General features: G+C 50.2%; 15 protein-coding genes. 7 read left to right on the forward strand and 8 right to left on the reverse strand.

Features of this window, described 5'->3' with window-relative positions; all coding sequences use genetic code 11:
* Positions 1-169: 169 nt before the first annotated feature.
* Entirely contained in the window at positions 170-814 is a 645-nt protein-coding gene (locus LACSTY_RS12810) for an HD domain-containing protein (protein WP_087912905.1), read from the reverse strand.
* A gap of 136 nt (positions 815-950) precedes the next feature.
* On the opposite strand from LACSTY_RS12810, the gene LACSTY_RS12815 reads away from it, so the two are divergent.
* Both LACSTY_RS12815 and LACSTY_RS12820 read left to right on the forward strand, forming a co-directional pair.
* On the forward strand, positions 951-1,367 hold the full coding sequence (locus tag LACSTY_RS12815; protein ID WP_087912906.1) for a MarR family transcriptional regulator: 417 nt from the start codon (positions 951-953) through the stop codon (positions 1,365-1,367).
* Between the two features lie 152 nt (positions 1,368-1,519).
* Positions 1,520-4,048, forward strand: a complete 2,529-nt coding sequence (locus tag LACSTY_RS12820) for an excinuclease ABC subunit UvrA (protein ID WP_087912907.1) — start codon at positions 1,520-1,522, stop codon at positions 4,046-4,048.
* A 72-nt stretch (positions 4,049-4,120) separates the two neighbouring features.
* Here the strand turns inward: LACSTY_RS12820 and LACSTY_RS12825 are convergent, their stop codons facing one another.
* The 3 genes from LACSTY_RS12825 to LACSTY_RS12835 all read right to left on the reverse strand — a co-directional run bounded on the left by LACSTY_RS12825 (position 4,121) and on the right by LACSTY_RS12835 (position 6,849).
* A complete protein-coding gene (locus LACSTY_RS12825) occupies positions 4,121-5,125 on the reverse strand; it encodes an aldo/keto reductase (RefSeq protein WP_087912908.1) in 1,005 nt (334 codons plus the stop codon).
* A gap of 287 nt (positions 5,126-5,412) precedes the next feature.
* Positions 5,413-6,225 carry a Cof-type HAD-IIB family hydrolase gene (locus LACSTY_RS12830; RefSeq protein WP_087912909.1) on the reverse strand — a complete coding sequence of 271 codons (813 nt, stop codon included), beginning with the start codon at positions 6,223-6,225 and terminating at the stop codon, positions 5,413-5,415.
* A 279-nt stretch (positions 6,226-6,504) separates the two neighbouring features.
* Entirely contained in the window at positions 6,505-6,849 is a 345-nt protein-coding gene (locus LACSTY_RS12835; RefSeq protein ID WP_010490885.1) for a hypothetical protein, read from the reverse strand.
* 207 nt (positions 6,850-7,056) lie between these two features.
* On the opposite strand from LACSTY_RS12835, the gene LACSTY_RS12840 reads away from it, so the two are divergent.
* Both LACSTY_RS12840 and LACSTY_RS12845 read left to right on the forward strand, forming a co-directional pair.
* Entirely contained in the window at positions 7,057-7,320 is a 264-nt protein-coding gene (locus tag LACSTY_RS12840; RefSeq protein WP_025013126.1) for a hypothetical protein, read from the forward strand.
* A gap of 270 nt (positions 7,321-7,590) precedes the next feature.
* A complete protein-coding gene (locus tag LACSTY_RS12845; RefSeq protein ID WP_087912911.1) occupies positions 7,591-8,268 on the forward strand; it encodes a YoaK family protein in 678 nt (225 codons plus the stop codon).
* Here the strand turns inward: LACSTY_RS12845 and LACSTY_RS12850 are convergent.
* Both LACSTY_RS12850 and LACSTY_RS12855 read right to left on the reverse strand, forming a co-directional pair.
* Entirely contained in the window at positions 8,265-8,966 is a 702-nt protein-coding gene (locus tag LACSTY_RS12850; protein ID WP_070651421.1) for a histidine phosphatase family protein, read from the reverse strand. The genes LACSTY_RS12845 and LACSTY_RS12850 overlap by 4 nt on opposite strands.
* Before the next feature lie 161 nt (positions 8,967-9,127).
* Positions 9,128-9,940, reverse strand: a complete 813-nt coding sequence (locus LACSTY_RS12855) for a Cof-type HAD-IIB family hydrolase (RefSeq protein ID WP_087912913.1) — start codon at positions 9,938-9,940, stop codon at positions 9,128-9,130.
* 95 nt (positions 9,941-10,035) lie between these two features.
* On the opposite strand from LACSTY_RS12855, the gene LACSTY_RS12860 reads away from it, so the two are divergent.
* The gene (locus tag LACSTY_RS12860) at positions 10,036-10,518 is read left to right on the forward strand and encodes a ribonuclease H family protein (protein ID WP_087912914.1); all 483 of its coding nucleotides are present in this window, start codon (positions 10,036-10,038) and stop codon (positions 10,516-10,518) included.
* Between the two features lie 5 nt (positions 10,519-10,523).
* Here LACSTY_RS12860 and LACSTY_RS12865 read toward each other — a convergent pair whose 3' ends face one another.
* The gene (locus LACSTY_RS12865) at positions 10,524-11,426 is read right to left on the reverse strand and encodes a LysR family transcriptional regulator (protein ID WP_087912915.1); all 903 of its coding nucleotides are present in this window, start codon (positions 11,424-11,426) and stop codon (positions 10,524-10,526) included.
* A gap of 266 nt (positions 11,427-11,692) precedes the next feature.
* Between LACSTY_RS12865 and LACSTY_RS12870 the strand changes: the two genes are divergently transcribed.
* Complete coding sequence (locus LACSTY_RS12870) at positions 11,693-12,898, forward strand: aminotransferase-like domain-containing protein (RefSeq protein WP_087912916.1); 1,206 nt, start codon at positions 11,693-11,695, stop codon at positions 12,896-12,898.
* 270 nt (positions 12,899-13,168) lie between these two features.
* Here LACSTY_RS12870 and recA read toward each other — a convergent pair whose 3' ends face one another.
* The gene (recA, locus tag LACSTY_RS12875; RefSeq protein WP_087912917.1) at positions 13,169-14,362 is read right to left on the reverse strand and encodes a recombinase RecA; all 1,194 of its coding nucleotides are present in this window, start codon (positions 14,360-14,362) and stop codon (positions 13,169-13,171) included.
* 437 nt (positions 14,363-14,799) lie between these two features.
* On the opposite strand from recA, the gene LACSTY_RS12880 reads away from it, so the two are divergent.
* Positions 14,800-15,498 (forward strand): DUF554 domain-containing protein, encoded by a 699-nt coding sequence (locus LACSTY_RS12880; protein WP_047107059.1) that lies wholly within the window; start codon positions 14,800-14,802, stop codon positions 15,496-15,498.
* Positions 15,499-15,527: the final 29 nt, after the last annotated feature.

Consider the following 15,527-nt stretch of genomic DNA (forward strand, 5'->3'; position numbering starts at 1 on the left):
CTATGCCGGAAATGCAAACTGACACGCCGAGCAGTGTCACAATCAACTCATCATAATATTAGAATAAGCAAATAATAGCATCGAATTCTCATAATAACAATCGTTGCTCATTTTCCCGACTCTCGCCAGTAACAAAATTCACTCAACACAGCCGTCAGTGCCCCTTTTCTCATCGCTCGCCGCCCCACTCGGCCTTAAACTCCGTCAAAAAGTCTTCCATAACCTGCTGCCGATGTTCTGCGAGTTGCTTAGCCGCCGAGGTATTCAATTGATCTTTCAGCTTCAGCAACTTCTCATAAAAGTGATTGATGATGGTGCTTTCTTTCGTGCGATAGCTACTTGGGGTTAATGCTGTTCGCGGTGCCAGCGCTGGATCATACATGCGACCACCATGTGCGCCACCGTACATAAAGGCGCGGCCGATGCCGATTGCCCCAATAGCATCTAATCGGTCCGCGTCCTGTACCAGCTGACCTTCTATGGACAAAGGCTGGCGCTTCCCTAAATTGGCTTTAAAGGACATGTGGTCAATAATTGCGATAATTGCTTGAATCTGTTCGTCCGTCAAACCGGCTGCTGCCATCGCATGACGCGCAGCCGACCTCGCTGCGGCGACATCGTTAACCAGTTTGTCGTCATAAGTGTCATGCATCGTGGCTGCCGCGACAACGACGGCCGAGTCAACGCTTGGAGTTTCGGCGACTAACCGCTTTGCCATCGCGATCACCCGCTCAATATGGTCGAATCCGTGACCGCTATGATCCTGTGCGGAAACGGAGCGCGCATAGGCTGTCAACGCCTGCCAATCAATCATGTAACGTACCTTCCAATCTTTCAAATGTGATTACCTGAACTAATTAACCGATAAGCTACCCTATTTGTTGCATGGCTTAACCTCGAGAGTTCATACTTAAAGTATAAAGAGGTTATGTAAAAGGGGGAACTTTAAAATGAAAAAGCATTGTTTGTCGGCGAGTCAATCGGTTAACCAATTTCATCGACTTTTCTCACCAGTGTCATCTTCGGACATCCCGTTGAATCAGCAAAATCTGCTATTCTGGATGGCAACGGACCTGACACCGAAAACACCGACAAGTCTGGCCAAGGAGATGCATGTCACCAAAGCTGCCATCACCAAAGCCAGTGGGCCGTTGCTTGACCGCGGGTTGCTTGACAAGCAGCCTGACCTGGACGACTACCGCAGCTTTAAACTCGTCCTCAGCGAAACGGGACAAGCCGCTGTCGAGGATCTGGGGCCTGAATACATGGGGAACCTTGAGCGCCTGTACAACGAATTGGGTGAAAAGAAATACCTTAAGCTCATCAAACTGCTCAGCCAGGCCACCGGCGTCGCAGTCGAAGAATAAGCCAATCGGTCACGTTTGGCAATCCGAATCCGCCTTGCGCAGTGCTCGCGTGAGGCTTTTTTCGTATTTTCTCAACTGCGTTACAATAAACCCATAGTGACATATCACTCAACATTAAACAGTTTACTAATTCCGGCAAAGGAGCTGATTCGATGGCAATTCCAGATCATATCAGTGTTCGCGGTGCTTACGTCAATAACTTGAAACACCTTAACGTGGATATCCCCTTAAACAAACTCGTGGCGATTACCGGTCGTTCAGGCTCCGGTAAAAGTTCGCTGGCGATGGGCGTTTTGTACGCGGAAGGCATGCGGCGGTATATGAGCGCTTTGTCGACTTATACGCGCCGGCGGTTAGGGCAGACAAGTCCGGCGGCGGCTGATTCGGTCAAGCATATTCCCAGTGCGATCGCCCTCAGACAGCGGCCGGTTGTGCCTGGCATTCGCTCAACCGTTGGCACCGCCACGGAAGCCTTAAATGTGATCCGCCTGATGTTTTCCCGTCTCGGCTCACCGGTTTGTCCAAATGGTCACCGCGTTCCGCCGACACTTGATATTGCCAAGGCCATGGATCTGCCAAATGATGGCGAAAGCGGGATGGGCATGATTACCTGTCCGACTTGCGGGATTCACTTCATGGCCTTTGCGGCAGAGGATTTTGCCTTCAATTCGACTGGCGCATGCCCAACCTGTGGCGGCACGGGTCAAGCGCGAACGCTGGCAGCCAATCGCCTCATCCCCGACCAAACGCTGACGATTCGCCAAGGCGCCGTTGCCTCATGGCGGCTGCCCGGACGTAACTTCATGCCATACGTTGCCCAGGCAATCGGCATTGACATCGATACCCCTTTCCAGGATCTTCCCAAAGACCAACAGGAACAGGTTTGGCATGGTCAACGGAAAAAATACGCCATTAATATCCCCAGCAAAACAGGCAGAGTTTTCCACATGGACCACGCACAATACGAAAATGCCTTCAATGCGGTCGAAGATTCTTTAGCCACTACCAAGAACGAACGCGCGATTCAGCGTCTGAATCGGTTCTATGAGTTCGGCGTTTGCCCGACCTGTCATGGCAGCCGGTTTGCGCCGAAATTGTTGTCACAACTTTTGGTTGATCAAAATATCGCGCAAGTCAGCGACATGACCCTGACGCAGCTGTCCGCTTTTATCCCGAAAATCTACCAGTGGCTGCCGGAAAATATGCAGGCGTTGGCTCACGACATCATAAAAGAGTTGACGCAGTTGCTTAAGCCGATCATGGATTTGGGCCTGAGCTACCTGACCTTAAGCCGGGCCGCCGCATCACTGTCCACCGGTGAATTGCAACGGATCCAGCTCAGTCGAACACTACGCACCGAAACGACCGGCGTTCTATATGTCCTCGACGAACCTTCTATCGGGTTGCATGCCGCCAATGTTGCCGGTTTATTGGAAGTGATGCACGGCTTGGTTGATCAAGGCAACTCACTGGTGGTCGTGGATCACAACACGGCGATCATCAACGCAGCGGATCAAATCGTCGAAATCGGCCCGGGTGCCGGCGTTGACGGGGGACGCATCCTCGATCAGGGGGATCCCGCCACCGTTAGTCGCAATCCGCATTCGTTAATTGCCCCATTTTTAACCGGCAAAACCAAGCTCATCGTCCGCCCGCAAGTTGGCGCCGAAGCGGTTGCCAAGGCCGAACAATTGCAGTTGACCGTGACGGATCGCTTCAACCTGCACAACTTGCATGTTGGCTTCCCGATTAATTGCTTCTCCGCCGTATCTGGCTTCTCCGGCGCTGGCAAGTCGACGCTCATTTTCGATGCGTTAGTCCCGGCATTGTCGGCAACAAAAGATCAGCCGGGTCCGACTTTTGTCCGCGATCTCAAAAACGGCGGCATTCGGCATGTGGTCGCCATTGACGCCACACCGGTTGGCAAAAATGTGCGTTCAACCGTTGCCACTTACACTGACATTCTCGATCACCTGCGTCATCTGTTCGCAGCTTTGCCAGACGCCAAAGCCAAGCATTATACCAGCAGTCACTTCTCCTATAACGTCAAGGCGGGTGCCTGCCCCACTTGTGGCGGTACCGGTGTGATCAATCTGGACATTCAGTATTTGCCGGATATGCAGCAAACCTGCCCTACCTGTCATGGTCGCCGCTACAATCCCGAGGTCTTGAAAATCAAGTGGCACGACCGCAGCATTGCCGACCTGCTGGATCTTGACGTGGATACAGCGCTCAAGGTATTCAAGGATGAACCGGCAATCGCCCATACCTTGCAGACGCTCCACGACATGGGGCTGGGCTACCTGCATTTAGGCGAAAGCACGCCGACACTATCCGGTGGTGAGGCGCAACGACTCAAGCTGGTCGCACACATGGGCCGTTCCCAAAAAGACACGCTATTCGTCTTCGATGAACCTTCCGTTGGGCTACACCCCCTTGATGTTCAAACATTGGTGGCAGTTTTCCAGCGCCTTTTAAAAACCGGCGCAACCGTCATTGCCATTGAACACGACCTAGATGTTATTGCCAACGCCGATTACGTTTTGGACTTAGGACCAAAAGGCGGCGCTGAAGGCGGCCAAGTCATGGCAGCCGGCACACCGCAAGCCATCGCTCGCCAAGGCCACGGCGAAACCGCCAAATACTTAGCGGCACATCTGGCGGCTTTTCAGGTTAAATGAGAACAAACAAAATCGGCTCCGGAGATCATCTCTAGAGCCGATTTTTTATATCCAGCGCGAAACGATTGCGCCTTATGCGTTCAAAATATCATCAATTTGCTGAACCTCTTCAGCCGTGAACGTCAGATGTTCTGTTGCCTTGAGGTTATCCTCGAGATGCTCAACCGAGGTCGTGCCGATAATCACGCTGGTAACAACCGGATCACGCAAGAGCCATGCCAACGCCATCTGGGACAATGTCTGGCCACGTCCTTGGGCAATCTCGTTCAGATCGTTGAGCTTTTTAACCACAGCATCCTTGCCTTTCGCAAAAGTACCTTTGTTGGTGCGATGGATCTGGAAGCTATCCGGAATGCCGTTCAAATAACGATCGGACAATAACCCTTCTGACAATGGACCATACGCAATCAACCCGGCGCCATTCGCCTTCAAGGCATCCGTCAGGCCGGAAGTTTCTGCCTCGCGATTGAACATGTTGTAACTGAACTGGTTCAAGACAAACGGGGTATGCAGGTCTTTAAACATCGCAATGGCCTCTTTGGTCTGCTCCGTATCATAATTGGAAATGCCGATATACAAGGCCTTGCCATCCCGTACGGTTTGATCAAGCGCATTGACGGTCTCTTCCAACGCCACCGTGTCATCGAAACGATGTGCATAATAAATGTCGACATAATCCAGACGCAACCGTTTGAGGGAATCATTCAGTCCTTGAATGACGGCTTTGCGTGAAGTGCCGATGCCATATGGGCCTGGGTGGATTTCATAGCCGACCTTCGTGCTAATCACCAGTTCATCACGATAATCCTTCAAATCAGTTGCCAGAATCTGTCCCAACAGCGTTTCGCTCGACCCGTATCCCGGATCAACATCGCCGTTACCATAATGATTGGCAACATCAAAATGAAAAACACCATGATCAAACGCATCCAGAATCACCGAACGCCGCGAATCAAACGGATCCAGATTGCCATAATGCTGCCACAATCCTAAAGAAATTGCCGGCAATATCAACCCTGTCTTACCGGCATGACGAACCGGCATCTTAGCATAACGATCAGTCGCTGCATGATACATGAACAAAGCCCCCTTAGTTGTCAGTGAGCGTGAGCCAGCCCGGTTAGAAACCGGAGTGTAAGTGGCCTTGGGCGTGATGGTCGGGCTTTGACCATTGCGACCAAGGTCCTTACACGCAGGTTTCTGGGCTGGCGAACGCGTTATAGTGAGCGTAAGCCGACTTCTGCGCCGGCGAACGCGCTAATGGCAGACAGTTACAAAATAAAAACGTTACAACATTTACCATCTCTATCGTGGCAAACGTTCAACAAACAAGCAACTGGAAACCCTGTTTTCTCCATAAAAATTTATTTTTCAAAAAATTCCGTCAAAAAGTGCGCCACGCCGTCATCGACATTGGTGTCGGTCACGTATCGGGCAACGCGCTTGACTTCGGGCACGGCATTGCCCATGGCCACACTCACACCAGCGGCCTGCAACATCCCTAAATCATTAAGGCCGTCGCCAAAAGCAATCGTGTGGTCCGGCGCAATGCCGGTCTTTTCCTGTAATTCGCGCACAGCATTGGCTTTATCGACATGCTTGGGAATTAATTCCAGGTTCGTATGTTCTGAGGCCGAGACATGCAAAACATCACGCGCCTCCAAGGCCGTTTTTCCAGCATCCAAAGCTTTCGTATCATTGGGTCCAAAGATAATGCCATTCGTGATCACCGCGGCGTGGGGCAACAGTTCCTTTATCGATGGAACGCCGACCACCTTAATTTCAACCGATTTAGGCGCAAACTTGCGGGCGGCTGCTTCAATGGCGGGTGGCAGTGTTCCGGTGAAATAAACGGTATCATCGCTAAAGTACAAAGCGTTCAGATTCAGATCGGAACTGACTTCTTCAACTGCCGTCAATGCTTCTTCACCAAGTGTATGATGCACCCGTTCACCGGAAAAATCATACACGGCACCATTAGAAGCAATAATGCTGGCGTCGGGCTGAAACTGTTTGGCGACAACTTCCGCCAGCGCATGCATGCGCCCGGTCGCAACATAAAAAGCTGCGCCCGCCGCCACCGCATTTTCCAATGCCTGAGCTGTGTTTGCTGTGACATCATGATGATTGGCCGTTAACGTCCCGTCAATATCACTTACGATTAAGTATTTGGCCATAATCGATCCTTTCTTTTGAGTGAGCGTGAACCGGCGCGCTTAGGAGTCGAAGTGTAAGCGGCCTTGGGCGTGATGGTCGGGCTTTGACCATTGCGACCAAGGTCCTTACACGGAGGCTCCTGCGCCGGTGAACGCGTTATCGTGAACAAACCCTTATATGAAATCGGCCATAGAAACATCACAAGTTTCTATGACCGATTCTCTTTAACACTCATCTATCAATCATTTCAAATACGCTTCCGGTAATCGCTTAAACCAAACGCTTATCGCAACCGTTGCTTAAAGTCCCTGCGGCAGCTTATCAATCTGCGCAGCATACCATTCTTGCCATGGTGTTTCCGGAGCGCCTTGTGCATTGTACTTAACCTTAACCTGCTTCAGAAGATCCAGCAGATTACCTGACCGATGCGTCAACAAGCCGCTCGTCAATTCCTCCCGCGTTAAGGTACGGTTATCGAGGAGATAATGGTTAATATCGGCCAAATCACCTTGCTTATCAAGCTGGGAGAAAACGTCTAACCCCGCTCCAAAGAACCGGTTAAGGTAAAATTTTGCAAAAGTTTCCAATGCGGTTTGTTGTGCCGCTTCATTCAATTGATCGATTGTTGTGTTGCTAGCTGCCATGACTAATTTCGTCCTTTCTATTTTATTCCATTATAACCACTTTTAGGCCGTTTTTGAAAAGCCCTCTGCTGGCGGCGCGGTCATTTTCAAAAAATCAAGAAATATTTTTAGGATTTTGAAACTTTCCGCCTCTAGTACCTTGCTATTGGAGAACGAATGTTATAATATGCCACTTATGTTGGAAATTTTTGAAAGGCTGGAGGCATTATGGAAAAAGAAAAATTACATCTCGGAGACGCTGTTGTTTGTCAAGTTAAGGAAGACATGGAAGCTCCTTTCACCGGGAAAATCGAAAAAGTTTACGAAAACTCTGCGCTACTGACCATTACTGACTATGCAGAGCAAGACCGACAGAATGCTTCGGAGCTGAATTTTAAAATTGTAACAAATTTCCACGCCATGACTAAAAACCTTGGCGGCGGCACTGTCTTGGCATTCCCACCAGAATCAGCCGAGGATCAGAAAAAATAATCATCCGATAACGATCAGCCAAGCATGACTTACTAACGCTGTGGCCATGCCGGTTGTTATTGTTTACTTAGTCGCATCCCAATAGAACAAACTACCCCCGGCAGCCCGCAAACTAGGCTAGCCGGGGTTTTTAATAGCTAAAACTTAACTTAGGTGTTTAAACGACTTGTAGCTATCTTGACTGCCGAGGCATTTTCGTTGTCAAGATGGCGAATTTGGGTACAATAAGTGGCGCGGTTCACACATTATCATTAAAAGGCGGCAATCCATATGCAAACCAAAGATCAACCCATCCACGAAAGTCTATTAATCGGCACGTTGCTTACCGGCGCTGCTGGTAGCTTTGATGCGTTTACCTATTTGCTGCATGGCGAAGTTTTTGCTGGCTTGCAGACCGGGAATGTCATTCTATTAGGTGTGCATCTTAGTCAGGCACAATGGTATACGGCGATTCGCTATGTCGTACCGATTCTGGCCTTCATGTTCGGCACGATGGCGGCACGGGCCATTCAGCTGCAAGCCGATAAGCGCCAACATCCCTTAAGCGAACAACGCTGGATCGTTCAGTACGAAATTGGGTTAATTTTGCTTGTCAGTCTGCTAGGTCGCTGGTTACCTGACTTAGTCGCCAGCGCTATGGTCTCGCTCATTGCTGCCGCCCAACTTCAGGAGTTCCGCCGATTACGGGGTGGACCGTTTACTTCATTAATGATGACCGGCAATCTCCGGACAGCTGCTCAGAATCTCTATGATGGCTTCATTCGCGGCCAGCAAAAAAGCCGCGAATCCGCAGCTGTGATCGGTACCATTATCCTGAGTTTTGCGGCTGGCGCTGGTATCACCAGCATCCTCACCCACTATATCGGCACCTATGCTTTGGCCGGCGCGGCGCTGTGCCTAATCGCCATCGACGGCATTTTCTGGCAAGACCAGATTAAACTGCATTAAGCGCTGGCTTCCCCCGCCACTTTCTGCCCTTGATGCAGGAAGCCTAAGTCATTAAAATCGGTGACCCGAAAACGCTCGTTAGTCCACGATAATTTGGTCACACTGGCATTGTCGAGCATTTCCCGCCCATCAATGTTGTAGTGGATGTAATTCAACCACATCAACGCAGCGGTTCCGTGGGTCACCACCAAAACGCGCTGCCAATCTTTTGTCTCGGCTTCCACGGCAATTGCGCGCAAAGTCCGATTGAGCCGTTCTTGAACCATGCGATTCGTCTCGGCAGTATTCGGATGTTGATCCATATTAGCCGCAAACGCCGCATCAGCCGTTTGCGCCAAGGTAATTTCGCGATTGGCCAAGGCTTTGTGAAAATTGGCAACACCCATGGTCGCCAATGAAAAATCATTCGCCAGTTGCCCTTCAAACTTGCCATAATTTTCTTCACGTAAGCCCATCAGCGTTGTGACCGGCAACGGTTCACCTAGTCCACTTAAAATAAAATGCGCCGTGTCGATCGCGCGGGTCAAATCACTCGCAAATGCTGCATCAAATCGAATATCTGCTGTCTTAAACCCCAATCCCAATGCTTTGGCATCTGCAATGCCTTTGGGAGTTAAGGCAGAATCAGCCATTCCCTGAACCCGTTTTTGAACATTAAATTCGGTTTGCCCGTGACGGACAAGATAAAGCGTTGTCATGATAATAATCCCCTAATTTCTGTGAGCGTGAGCCGGCGCGTTCAGGAGCCGGAGTATAAGTGGCCTTGGGCGTGATGGCTGGTTTTTGGCCATTGCGACCAAGGTCCTTATACGCAGGCTCCTGCGCCGGCGAACGCGTTTTTTTCATCGTTGACTTGTCCCTAAGCCAGTTTCAGGTAATCTGCTAAATAATCCGCAACGCCATCGTGTTCGTTATCGGTTGGCGTATGCGCGTCGGCTGCTGCTAGAATGGCCGGACGCGCATTTTTCATAGCCACCCCATGACCGGCAAATTGCAGCATGTCCAAATCATTCATATCGTCGCCAAACGCAATAATATGCGACTGATCAATGCCGTAACATCCCGCCACATAAGCCAATGCCCGGGATTTACTCGTATTGCGGCTAGTGACTTCCAGCGCCGTGTACTCTCCGCTCCAGGCACCCCAGGTTTTGGCGGCCAGATGCGGATACAATGCCGCGACCTGTGCGGCAACCGGCTTGAAGATCTTGGCTTCCATAAACATGGTGACCGAAATCGGCGCCTGCCGCAACCCCTGCTCATCCAACAAGGCATCAGGATGCAGGCGATCCGGTAAAAACGGGATGTTGGCGTATGGCCGATCCGCCACCAACAAGCGCTTGCCTTCTGCCACCATGACCTTGAACGCAAACTCTTGCTTCAACTGGCGCAAGGACAAGGCAACCGGAATCGGAATCGTAACTTCCTTTTCATACTGCCAGTGGCGGTGCGGCATGTGAATCAAGGCACCGTTGAAGTTAATCATCGGCCCTTGCAGTTTCAAAGCATCATAAAATTGTTCGGAAATCGCATCCGGGCGGCCGGTAGCAATGACCACCAAATGGCCTGCTGCCTGCGCCGCCTGCAAAACAGCGATCGTGCCAGCGCTCAACTGACCATCAGCGTTCAAGGTCGTACCATCCAAATCCAGTGCGATAAGATAACGATTCATGCAGCAGCCTCTTTTCAATCATTTTTCGAAAGCGATCAAGGATAGCCATCTGCAACCCGTTCCCCTACAATAGGTAGTTAGAAAGCGAGGACAAGATGGCTGAATCAATTGTACTTTATACAGACGGCGGTAATCGCAACACCGGCAATCACGCTGGCGGCTCAGTCCGTCCCACCGATAAAAGCGCGTGGGCGGCGTTACTGATCTATGGGGAGCATGAGAAAATGCTCTCTGAAGGCGATTACGGCCGAACCAATAATTATATGGAAATTATGGCGGTGATTCAAGGATTAAAAGCGATCAAGCGCACGGACATTCCAGTCGACGTTTACTCCGATTCTGCATACGTGATCAACACCATGCAACAGCGCTGGTGGGTCAAGTGGCAGCAAAACGGCTGGCGCAACCACGGCAAGCCGGTTAAAAACGCGGAGCTATGGCAGGCACTGTTGCATCAAGTTAGCCGCTTTGATCACGTGACGTTTCATAAAGTGAAGGGCCACGCCACCAATCGCAACAATAATCGCGTTGATGAGGCATTAAACCAAACCATGGATCGGCTCGATGATCGCTCCTGATCATTTTACCCTTGACGGCCTAAAAAAGCTTCTCCATAGGTCTCCGCCAAGAACCCGTTAATCACCTGCTGCATTTTTTGGACGGAAGGTGATTTTTTAATGGTCGGATTAATCGCCAAACATAGCGTCCGGGAAAATGGTTCAGAAAACGGATAAACATTAACATCCCCCACCAGCTTCTGCAAGGCCAGTTTGGGTAAAATGCCAAGTCCCAAGCCCGACTCAACCATTGATAAAATACTTTGGTCATCGATTGAGTAGTTGATGGTGTTTGTCGACACATGATAGCGGTCCAAAGCGCGCTTGGTGTCGCGGTCATAGTCAATTTGTTGAAGAATGAAGTTCCGCTTTTCGACATCCGCCTGCGTCACCGTTTTACCATTCTTGGGCTTGAAGCTTTTCGGCGTGATACAGTAAATCGGATCTTTCAACAACGGCTCCACGACCACCCCCGGGCCAACCGGCAGTGATGAAAACCCCAGATCAGCCGTTCCCAATCGCACGGCATCCACAATGCGATTGAAGGTGCCTTGAACCACGCTGATTTCAATGTGCGGATACCGCTTCTTAAACCGTTGAATAATCGTGGGCAGCCAATTCGTGGACACCGATGAAAACGCGCCGATGCGAATGCGCCCGGTATTGACGCCATTGATGTTATCGGCAACCTGTGACAGTTGCTCCTCAAGATTTTGAATACTTTGAATAATCGGCAACACCTGCGCACCGTCTTCGGTTAGGGTCACGCCGGTGCGATTGCGAATCAGCAGCGGAAAGCCTAGCTCGCTTTCCAGTTGGCTGATGCTGTGGCTGACCGCACTCGGTGTGACATTTAATTCCGCCGCCGCTTGCGCCAGTGTGCCGCGTTCAACGACCTTGCTAAAAACCTCATACGAAAAATTACCCATGATATTTTTTCTTCCCTTTCACCGCGAAGCTGAAGTGACAGCGCTTGTCACTTCAGCGAAACAAATCCCGTCACATCAGTCACCAAGCGTGTTCGTTCTTTTTAACGTGAACAATATTCAACTTAGCCTGAAATAGTTGAGCTTTACTCAATCATACGAGCCGTTTTACACTAGTGTCAATAAGAAAGCGTTGATCGGATTTTTGAACCAGCGCGACGAAGGTATCGCGCCGCTTTTTGCATCGATACCAAAGGGGGATTTTCATCATGAAATTCGCAAAACGTACACAAAAAACCGGTAAATCAGGCTTAGAGGATCTGTTCGCGGCTTCCGGCCCGAATGTGATTTCCTTTGCCGGCGGTTATCCGGATCGCAGCCTGTTCCCGACTCAGCAGCTCAACCGCGCTTTTAAGCACAGTTTTACCAGCGGCGATACCGAATTGCTGCAATACGCCAGCACTCAAGGCTACCTGCCATTACGGGAAAAGATTGCGGCGCGGCTGCGAGCCACCGGTATGCCGACACGTGCTACCGATATCATGATGACGCAAGGTGCCCAGCAAGGTATCGATCTGGTCGCGCGGTTAATGCTTGATCCTGGCGACGGCCTAGTGGTTGAAGCCCCAACCTACTTAGGCGCCTTGGCTGCATTTAATGCTTATCAGCCAACTTACTACGAAGTGCCGATGCAGGACGACGGCATTGACATCAATGCTCTGCAACGAGTTTTGATGAGCCGCTCCGTCAAGTTCATCTACACGGTACCGGATTTTCAAAATCCAACCGGCATCGTGATGTCGCTTGCCAAGCGGAAGGCCATGATTCGCCTTGCCAATCAATACGACGTGATGATCCTCGAAGACAATCCTTACCGTGATCTTCGCTACGACGGCAAGCCACTGCCGACCATCAAGTCCCTGGATACAGAAGGTCGGGTCATCTATCTCGGCAGCTTCAGCAAGATCCTCTCACCTAGCTTGCGAATGGGCTGGTTAGTTGCTGCGCCAAAGCTTTTGAAAGAGCTAATCGCGTTAAAAGGCGGCAGTGACCTGGAATCCAGCAACCTTACCATGCACGGCATCAATGATTACATGGAAGAAAACGATCTGGATGCGCACATCAAGCAGATTCAAGATCGCTACCGTGAGAAGAAGGATGCGATGGTCGCCGCCATGACCCGCTATATGCCGGCTGAAGCCCACTTCAACAATCCTGACGGTGGCTTCTTCCTATGGCTCACCATGCCGGCTGGTTTTGACATGGGTGCCTTCATGAAGCAGCATCTATTGCCGGAAAACAATATCTCCTATGTACCATCGGCCAATCTATACGCAACCTCCGCACAGGTCAACGGCGCCAGGCTCAACTTCACCGGCCCGACTTTGGATCAGATCGACACCGGTATCAAGGCATTAGGCGATGCTTTGAAATTGGCATTGCACCAGCCTACTCTGGTTGCCGAACAGGCTTAGTCACCTGACGAACTGTGTTGCTTAAGCGGTAAACTTTACAAAATGACAAAGTAACCATCACATTTTCGTCAAACTTTGCCGGTAGTATTAGCACCATAGAAATGAGCCACCCACTCATTCCTAAACCCCAACCTAATTTTCATTTTTCTCCTCCAAAGAAAAAGATGATTGGCCCCCATCCGATCATCACCCCAAAAAAGGCCCGCTGCGTTTTGGCAGCGAGCCTTTTGTTGTGGACCGATAACTTTTCGAAACTAATCAACGTGATACTTAAACTAACCGGTCAACGCCAAAGCTTGATGGATCATCTTTCTTGTCATCCTGCTTTTCATCGGTCTCAGCTGGCTTTTCAGTCTTGGCTTCGTCGGTTGACTTGACGTCTTTTTTAGCGTCCTTCTTGTCGTCGTCCGTTTCTTCAGGCTTCTTAGGTGCGGCCTGTTCACGGATTTTGGCTTCGATTTCCTTAGAAATTTCCGGATGTTCATCAAGATAATGGGAGGCGTTCACAAGGCCTTGGCCCAAACGCTCTTTGCCGTAGTTATACCAGGATCCTGACTTCGTAATGACGTCAAATTTACTGTCTTTTTCCGTCACTAAGTTGATCATGTCGGTGTTGTGCTCAATCCCATGACCAAATGACATCGTGGTTTCAACCGTCTTAAATGGTGGCGCCACCTTGTTCTTGGTAACCTTCAGCTTGCTGGCAAAACCGATCACATCTTTGCCATCCTTGACTTGCTGGCCCTTTTTAACCTCAATACGAACCGAGGCATAAAACTTCAAAGCGCGTCCGCCCGGCGTGACTTCCGGATTACCAAACATCACACCGACTTTTTCCCGCAATTGATTGATAAAGATGACCAATGTATTGGTATTGTTAATCGACCCGGCCATTTTACGCAGTGCTTGCGACATTAACCGCGCTTGTAAGCCGACATGACTGTCACCAATGGCGCCTTCAATTTCAGCCTTGGGAACCAAAGCGGCAACGGAATCAATCACGACAATATCAACGGCGGCGGATTCGATCAGCATTTCAGCAATTTCCAATCCCTGTTCGCCCGAGTTTGGCTGGGATAACAAAAGATCATCAATGTTAACCCCAAGTTCAGCCGCATATTTTGGATCCATCGCGTTTTCGGCATCAATATAAGCCGCCTTGCCGCCGGATTTTTGCAACTCGGCGATCGTCTGTAACGCAATTGTGGTTTTCCCGGTACTTTCAGGACCATAGATTTCCACAATCCGGCCGCGTGGCAACCCGCCGACACCAAGTGCCAAATCTAATGAAAGAATGCCAGTCGAAACAACATCAACCTTCAGTTCCGGCCGATCACCCATTTTCATCACGGCGCCTTCACCAAACGCCTTCTTGATTTTCTGCAGCGCCTTTTCTAATTCGGTTTCGCGATCTGTGGTATCAGATTTTGTATTCGCATTCTTTGTGGTCGTTTTTTTCGCCATATTTGTCTCCTTAATTACGCGTCTATAACGCTTAAAATACACTAGTTACATTATCGAACATGCGTTTGTTTTTTGCAAGCTTTTCATTCAACAAAACGAATTTTTCTGCGTGCCAAATTGGTTTCCCCTCTATTTTACCTGAAGCAACCGGGCGATTGGGAAAAACCTGCTGTTATTGATGGGCTGAAACGCGTTTGCTGGCGCAGGAGTCTGCGTGTAAGGTCCTCTAGACACAAGTTCTCTGCTGCGTCTCTGAAACGCGCTCGCTGGCGCAGAAACCTGCGTGTAAGGACCTTGGGCGCAATGGCAAAAACCTCCATCACGCCCAAGGCCACTTACACTCCGGTTTCTGAACGCGCCAGTTCGCGCTCTGTTGAAAACATGCTATGATGGTTCGGTCAGTGATGGCAATCATACACACAAGGTGGAGAAAAACAATGATGTTCATGGGTTCCATTGTCAACGGCTTAACCATTATCGGCGGCGGTCTGCTTGGGCTGGTTTTGCACAATATTAGCGACAACGCCAAGGATACGATTACCAAAAGTCTGGGACTTGGCACGTTTGCGCTAGGCATTCAGATGGCGTTGCAGACCAAAAGCTTCATTGTCATCATCATTAGCCTGTGTCTCGGCGGCTTGTTGGGTGAGTGGCTGCATATCGAAGACGGCATGAATCATCTCGGCCTCAAACTGCAGGAACGCTTTGCAAAAGGCAACAGCCACTTTGCAGAGGGTTTCGTCACCGCGACGTTAATCGCCGTCATCGGTGCCATGAGCATTCTGGGCGCGATCCAGGCCGGCGTGTCCGGTGATAACGCCACACTTTACACGAAAGCAGTCATGGATGGCTTCATGGCCATCATGATGACCGCCTCACTTGGCGTCGGCGTTATGTTCTCTGCCATTCCCGTGGTCTTGTATCAAGGTACCATCACATTGTTAGCCAGTTTCCTAGTCCAGTTCATTCCCAAAACCTTGTTGGCGACGTCCCTGCGCGAAATCGGCGCGATCGGCGGCTTGATGATTTTGGGCATCGGCTTGAACCTCATGGACATCACCAAGATTCGGATCTCCAATCTCTTGCCAGGGTTGCTCGTTCTCCTGGCAATTCTGACTGGTCAGTACTTTTTATAAATTAGGTATCTAAAAAGCAGGCCGCCTTG

The organism is Lacticaseibacillus styriensis, from assembly GCF_030770295.1.
GTDB lineage: Bacteria > Bacillota > Bacilli > Lactobacillales > Lactobacillaceae > Lacticaseibacillus > Lacticaseibacillus casei.

What these genes read in the sequence shown, in the direction of transcription:
- LACSTY_RS12810 (WP_087912905.1), bottom strand. Translation starts at nt 814, where the DNA reads ATGATTGATTGGCAGGCGTTGACAGCCTATGCGCGCTCCGTTTCCGCA.
- LACSTY_RS12815 (WP_087912906.1), top strand. Translation starts at nt 951, where the DNA reads ATGAAAAAGCATTGTTTGTCGGCGAGTCAATCGGTTAACCAATTTCAT.
- LACSTY_RS12820 (WP_087912907.1), top strand. Translation starts at nt 1,520, where the DNA reads ATGGCAATTCCAGATCATATCAGTGTTCGCGGTGCTTACGTCAATAAC.
- LACSTY_RS12825 (WP_087912908.1), bottom strand. Translation starts at nt 5,125, where the DNA reads ATGTATCATGCAGCGACTGATCGTTATGCTAAGATGCCGGTTCGTCAT.
- LACSTY_RS12830 (WP_087912909.1), bottom strand. Translation starts at nt 6,225, where the DNA reads ATGGCCAAATACTTAATCGTAAGTGATATTGACGGGACGTTAACGGCC.
- LACSTY_RS12835 (WP_010490885.1), bottom strand. Translation starts at nt 6,849, where the DNA reads ATGGCAGCTAGCAACACAACAATCGATCAATTGAATGAAGCGGCACAA.
- LACSTY_RS12840 (WP_025013126.1), top strand. Translation starts at nt 7,057, where the DNA reads ATGGAAAAAGAAAAATTACATCTCGGAGACGCTGTTGTTTGTCAAGTT.
- LACSTY_RS12845 (WP_087912911.1), top strand. Translation starts at nt 7,591, where the DNA reads ATGCAAACCAAAGATCAACCCATCCACGAAAGTCTATTAATCGGCACG.
- LACSTY_RS12850 (WP_070651421.1), bottom strand. Translation starts at nt 8,966, where the DNA reads ATGACAACGCTTTATCTTGTCCGTCACGGGCAAACCGAATTTAATGTT.
- LACSTY_RS12855 (WP_087912913.1), bottom strand. Translation starts at nt 9,940, where the DNA reads ATGAATCGTTATCTTATCGCACTGGATTTGGATGGTACGACCTTGAAC.
- LACSTY_RS12860 (WP_087912914.1), top strand. Translation starts at nt 10,036, where the DNA reads ATGGCTGAATCAATTGTACTTTATACAGACGGCGGTAATCGCAACACC.
- LACSTY_RS12865 (WP_087912915.1), bottom strand. Translation starts at nt 11,426, where the DNA reads ATGGGTAATTTTTCGTATGAGGTTTTTAGCAAGGTCGTTGAACGCGGC.
- LACSTY_RS12870 (WP_087912916.1), top strand. Translation starts at nt 11,693, where the DNA reads ATGAAATTCGCAAAACGTACACAAAAAACCGGTAAATCAGGCTTAGAG.
- recA (WP_087912917.1), bottom strand. Translation starts at nt 14,362, where the DNA reads ATGGCGAAAAAAACGACCACAAAGAATGCGAATACAAAATCTGATACC.
- LACSTY_RS12880 (WP_047107059.1), top strand. Translation starts at nt 14,800, where the DNA reads ATGATGTTCATGGGTTCCATTGTCAACGGCTTAACCATTATCGGCGGC.